Source organism: Janthinobacterium sp. CG_23.3 (assembly GCF_046115965.1).
Lineage (GTDB): Bacteria > Pseudomonadota > Gammaproteobacteria > Burkholderiales > Burkholderiaceae_D > Janthinobacterium.
The window spans coordinates 1-5,338 of record NZ_JBJXIB010000208.1 but is presented as its reverse complement, the minus strand read 5'-3'; the positions used below and the strand labels follow the sequence as shown (position 1 = coordinate 5,338).

The window sequence follows — 5,338 nt, the reverse complement described above, 5'->3', positions numbered from 1 at the left end:
CCCTTGACCCCGCCGATACCGAAACAAGGGATAGGATAAATTTGCGAAAAACCAGTTGACTTGGAATTCATCATAGAAGGTCGGGTTAGCCCGCCAGGGCGTAACCCGACTGGCGTCGGCGGCGGCTAGGCGTCGGATTACGCTTCGCTAATCCGACCTGCGAAAGCTTGGCTTGGCGGCATTCACCCGGATTTTTTTTAGGAGTATGTATGAGTGAGCACGATTCGGCCGCGCAACGCTACGCGGCCTTGCGCGAGCGCCTCGGGCCGCATTTCGCGCCCGTCGGTTTGTACGAGCGCAACAAGGCGTTGCCGTTTATTGGCAGCGTGCGTTGCGACGTGGCGCGGCTGGAGGCCGGCAGCTGGCACGAGATCGTGCTCGACTACGAAGTCGGCGCCGCCGGGCTGGCCGACGGCGGCTGGTTCAAGGCGACCTTTAAATTCTATTCCGATTGGGCGCTGTTCCAGACCAGCGATCCGGCCGCCGCCAACTATGTCAGCGCCGAATACCAGGCTGGCCCGCTGGCGCCCGGCCAAAGCCCAGGCACGGTGCAGTCGCTCAGCGTGCGCTTCGACCAGAAGGGCCACGAGCGGCCGTTCCAAAAGGCGGTCATCGTCGACGTCGTCGACGGTTACCTGAACGCCGGCGACCATATCATCGTGCGCCTGGGCGACCGCCGCGGCGGCGGCGCCGGCACGCGGGTGCAAACCTTCGTCGAGGACCGCTTCCGCTTCCGCTGCTACGTCGATCCGCTGGGGACGTCGCGCTTCGCGCCGGTGCCGGGCGACGTGGTGATCGACGTCGCGCCCGGCGCGCCGGCGCGCCTGCTGGTGGCCGGGCCGCGTTTCGCCCGACCCGGCGAGCGCCTGCCGTTCCGTTTTTCGCTGCAAGACCGTTGGGGCAACGCCTGCCTGGGGGCCGGCGGCGCGCTGCTGGTGCGCGCCTTCGCCGGCGCCGCGCAGGTGTACCAGGCGCGCCACGCCGTGCCGACGGAGGGCTGGGCCAGCGTCGGCGTCGACGACCTGCCGGCCGCCGCCGGCGAGCTGCGCGTGCTCGCCGAGTACGTCGGCGGCGGCGCCGTGCGGCCCGCCACGGCGCTGGTGGAGGTGGCCGCGCGCTTCCCGGCGCCGCGCTCGTTCTACGCCGATTTGCACGTGCACGCCAGCGACACGGTCGGCACCAACAGCCCGGCCTACAACGCCGCCTACGCCCGCGACATCGGCGGCATCGACGTGCTGGGCTACACCGCCAACGATTTCCAGATCACCGACGCCAACTGGCAATTGGGCGTGGACACGGTTGAAGAGTTCAACCAGCCGGGCCGCTTCGTCTGCTATCCGGTGCAGGAGTGGTGCGGCAGTTCCACCGCCGGCGGCGACCACAACGTGGTCTTCCTCGGCGACGAGGCGCCCGATTTCCCGTACAACCGGCGCGGCGAGCATAACCGCACCTTCGTCTGGAACGAGGACATGAAGGGCGACGCGGCGGAACTGGGCCGCTGGCCGGTGGAGGAGTTGTGGGCCGCCTACGTCGACGAGCCGGAGCGGCACCTGATCATGCCGCACGTCGGCGGCCGACGCTACATCCCGGACTGGCACCACCCGGAGCTGGAGCGGCTCGTCGAAATCGCCTCGAGCTGGGGCCATTTCGGCTGGTTGTACCAGGACGTGATCGAGCGCGGCTACAAGATCGGCGTCGCCGCCAGCGGCGACGAGCACCGCGGCCGGCCCGGCGGCGGCCCGCCCGGCACCCAGGTGTTCGGCGTGCACGGCGGCCTGACCGGGGTGCTGGCCGAGCGGCTCGACCGCCATAGCATCGGCCGCGCCCTGCGCGCGCGCCACACCTGGGCCACCACCGGCGAGCACAGCGCGCTGCTGGTGCGCTGCGGCGCCCACCTCCAGGGCGACGAATTCCGCCTGCGCGGGCCGGCCACGCTGGAGTACGACTTCCTCGGCGCGGCCGGCTGGGAGGAATTGGCCGCCTACGACCACAGCGGGCGCATCTGGCAGCGCAACCTGCACCGGGAGTTGGGGTTTTCCGAACGCCTGATCCGCCTGCGCTGGGGCGGCGCGCGCATACCGGACCGCTACCGCTGGGCCGCGTGGCAGGGCCGCATCACGATCCGCAACGGCACCATCAACCGCTTCCAGTCGCACGGCTTCGAGCACGACGAGGAGGTGTGCTGGCGCGCCGGGCCGACCGAGATCGGCTTTCGCAGCGAGACCTACGGCGACGCCGACGGCGTCGAGATCGACGTCAGCAACCTGCGCCACTGCAGCGTCAAGGTCGAGGGCACTATCGACAGCTACGCCAAGACCGGCGACCCGCTCAAGCGCAACCCCTTCGTCCACGCGCCGACGTTTTGCTGGGAGGTCAGCGGCGAACAGCTGCTGCGCGACGGCGGCATGCGCCTGGAACTGGGCGGCACCGAGCTGTTCCTGGCGCTGGAGCGCCTGACCGAGCGGGCGCTGCCGACCAGCCTGGCCGGCGCGCTCGACGTGGCGCCGGCGAACGGCCCGTTCGGCCACCGTCCGGTGTACCTGTTCGGCCGCCAGCGCGACGACAGCAAGGTCTGGTCGTCGGCCATGTTCATCGACTTCGACGACGCTAATGGCGTCTCGTAGGTCGGATGGGTGGAACGGCTAATCCGACGCCAGTCGGGTTACGCCCTGGCGGGCTAACCCGACCGACGAAAATCGGCGCCGCCAGCGGGGCGCGGCGCGTTCGGCTATATTCTTGTCTGCTGTTCATTCGCAGCTGACGCGCCGCGCCTTCCGCGGGCCTCCGATCCACGCCCACGCCCCGTCTTCACCGATGATCACCGATCCGATTTTCTACGCCGTCGCCATTCCCGCCGTCCTCTTGATCGGCGTTTCGAAGGGCGGCTTCGGCGGCGCGCTGGGCGGCGCCGCCGTGCCGCTGATGGCGATCGCGCTGTCGCCGCGGCAGGCCGCCAGTATCGTCTTGCCGCTGCTGTGCCTGACCGACCTGGTCGGCCTGCGCGTCTACTTCGGCAAATGGGACGCGCGCATCGTGCGCGCGCTGATTCCCGGCGCCCTGGTCGGCGTGGCGCTGGGCGCGCTGACCTTCGGCCTGTTCAACGAATCGACGATCCGCCTGTTGATCGGCGCGATCTCCGTGCTGTTCGTGGCCAGCCGCTGGCGCGACGCCAAGGCGCAGGAGCAGCGCTCGCCGCCGTCGAAGGTGGCCGGCGCCTGCATGGCGGCGGTGTCCGGCTTCACCAGCTTCGTCGCCCACGCCGGCGGCCCGCCGGTGCTGATGTACCTGCTGCCGCGGCGCCTGGACAAGGTCACCTTCCTGGCCACCATCAACGTGTTTTTTTTGATCACCAACGCCGTCAAGCTAGTGCCGTACGCGTGGCTGGGCCAGTTCAGCGGCGCCAACCTGCTGGCCAGCCTGACGCTGGCGCCGCTGGTGCCGCTTGGCGTCGCGCTGGGCGTCTGGCTGCAGGAACGCGTCAGCACCGTGTGGTTTTTCCGGATCGCGCAAATCGGCCTGCTGGTCACCGGCGTGCAGCTGATTTACCAGGGCGCCAACGGCCATTAAATACCCGGCGCGCGGCGTGAAACGGCGCCGTTTCGCCCAACGGCGGTCGGCGGCCGCCGTCGAAAACAACTATTCGTCAGAAAAAGTTTGAAATTGCCACCGTCCTTGCTGTAAGCTAGCAACGCTCGTTCGCGCAAGCGGCGGCAACGATTTGAATTGGCTTTGCGCCATACGTGATATCGGGAGAGCCTGTACGGCGGTTACCCGCAGGACAGCGCCGAAGGAGCAACCGCCCCGGAAACTCTCAGGCAAACGGACCGATATTGCAGTTGAACTCTGAAGAGCTGCCGGAGCTTTCGTCGTCCGGTGCACCGAAGGAGCAAGCGATGCCCGCCCCAAGCGGCCATACGTGAATCTCTCAGGTCCAGAACAGAGGGGGTGTCCGCTGCGCGTGTGTGCGCGGATTGAACCCCGACGTGTTGGAGCTTGACGAGTATGAAAACTATTGCAGTTATCGGCGGCGGAATCACCGGCGTCACCACCGCCTACGCGCTGGCCAAACGCGGCTTTGCCGTCACCCTGATCGAAAAACACCGTTACGCCGCGATGGACACCTCGTTCGCCAACGGCGGCCAGTTGTCGGCCTCGAACTCGGAGGTGTGGAACCACTGGTCGACCATGCTCAAGGGCATCAAGTGGATGCTCAAGAGCGACGCGCCGCTGCTGGTCAACCCGAAGCCGAGCTGGCACAAGCTGACCTGGTTCGCCGAGTTCATCGCCGCCATCCCGCATTACAACAAGAACACCGTCGAGACCGTGCGCCTGGCGATCGCCGCGCGCCAGCACCTGTACGCCTGGGCCGAGGAGGAGGGCATCGACTTCGACCTCAAGCAAAAAGGCATCCTGCACATCTACCGCGACAAGGCCGGCTTCGACCACGCCGCCTCGGTGTCGACGCTGCTGGCGCAGGGCGGGCTGGAACGGCGCGCGGTGACGCCGGCGGAAATGCGGGCGATCGAACCCACGCTGGCCGGAAAATACTACGGCGGCCACTTCACCGAGAGCGACGCCACCGGCGACATCCATAAATTCACCAGCGGCCTGGCCGCCGCGATCGCGCGCCTGGGCGTTGATTGCCGCTACGGCCAGGACGTGCAGGCGATCAGCGCCGACGCCGGCGGCGCCAGCATTACCGTCGGCAGCGGCGACGAGACCAGCACGTCGCGCTTCGACGGCGTCGTCATCTGCGCCGGCAGCGCCAGCCGCGCGCTGGGCGCGGCGTTGGGCGACCGCGTCAACATCTACCCGGTCAAGGGCTACTCGATCACCGTCAACCTGAACGACGCGCAAAGCCAGGCGGCGGCGCCGACGGTGAGCCTGCTCGACGACGCCACCAAACTGGTCTGCAGCCGCTTCGGCGCCGACCGTTTCCGCGTCGCCGGCACGGCCGAGTTCAACGGCTACAACCGCGACATCCGCGCCGACCGCATCCGCCCAATCGTCGAGTGGGTCGAGCAATGCTTCCCCGGCGTGAGCACGCGCAGCGTGGTGCCGTGGGCCGGCCTGCGCCCGATGATGCCGAACATGCTGCCGCGCGTCGGCCGCGGCCGCCTGCCTTGCGTGTTCTATAACACCGGCCACGGCCACCTCGGCTGGACCCTGTCGGCGGTGACGGCCGACATGATCGGCGACGTCGTCGCGCAGGCGCTGGGCGCGCGCGCGCCGCACAGCAGCGCGCTGCAAACGGCCGCCGCCTAAGGCGCCGCTGGCGGACGGGGCGGCGCCGTGCTGTTCGGGGAGCGGGGAGGGGGGAAGGGGGGGGGGGGGGGAG

3 protein-coding genes and 1 riboswitch are annotated in these 5,338 nt (G+C 68.6%); all 3 genes read left to right on the top strand.

Annotated features, from left to right (window positions below):
• Positions 1-209: 209 nt before the first annotated feature.
• The 3 genes from ACFDR9_RS26825 (at position 210) to ACFDR9_RS26815 (ending at position 5,265) form a co-directional block, all read left to right on the top strand.
• Entirely contained in the window at positions 210-2,624 is a 2,415-nt protein-coding gene (locus ACFDR9_RS26825) for a hypothetical protein (RefSeq protein ID WP_409032949.1), read from the top strand.
• 112 nt (positions 2,625-2,736) lie between these two features.
• On the top strand, positions 2,737-3,567 hold the full coding sequence (locus ACFDR9_RS26820) for a sulfite exporter TauE/SafE family protein (RefSeq protein ID WP_198292021.1): 831 nt from the start codon (positions 2,737-2,739) through the stop codon (positions 3,565-3,567).
• Positions 3,568-3,737: 170 nt separating this feature from the next.
• Positions 3,738-3,837, top strand: a riboswitch (glycine riboswitch).
• Between the two features lie 165 nt (positions 3,838-4,002).
• Positions 4,003-5,265: a D-amino acid dehydrogenase gene (locus ACFDR9_RS26815; RefSeq protein ID WP_409032948.1), complete on the top strand. Its 1,263-nt coding sequence runs from the start codon at positions 4,003-4,005 to the stop codon at positions 5,263-5,265.
• Positions 5,266-5,338: the final 73 nt, after the last annotated feature.

What these genes read in the sequence shown, in the direction of transcription:
- ACFDR9_RS26825 (WP_409032949.1), top strand. Translation starts at nt 210, where the DNA reads ATGAGTGAGCACGATTCGGCCGCGCAACGCTACGCGGCCTTGCGCGAG.
- ACFDR9_RS26815 (WP_409032948.1), top strand. Translation starts at nt 4,003, where the DNA reads ATGAAAACTATTGCAGTTATCGGCGGCGGAATCACCGGCGTCACCACC.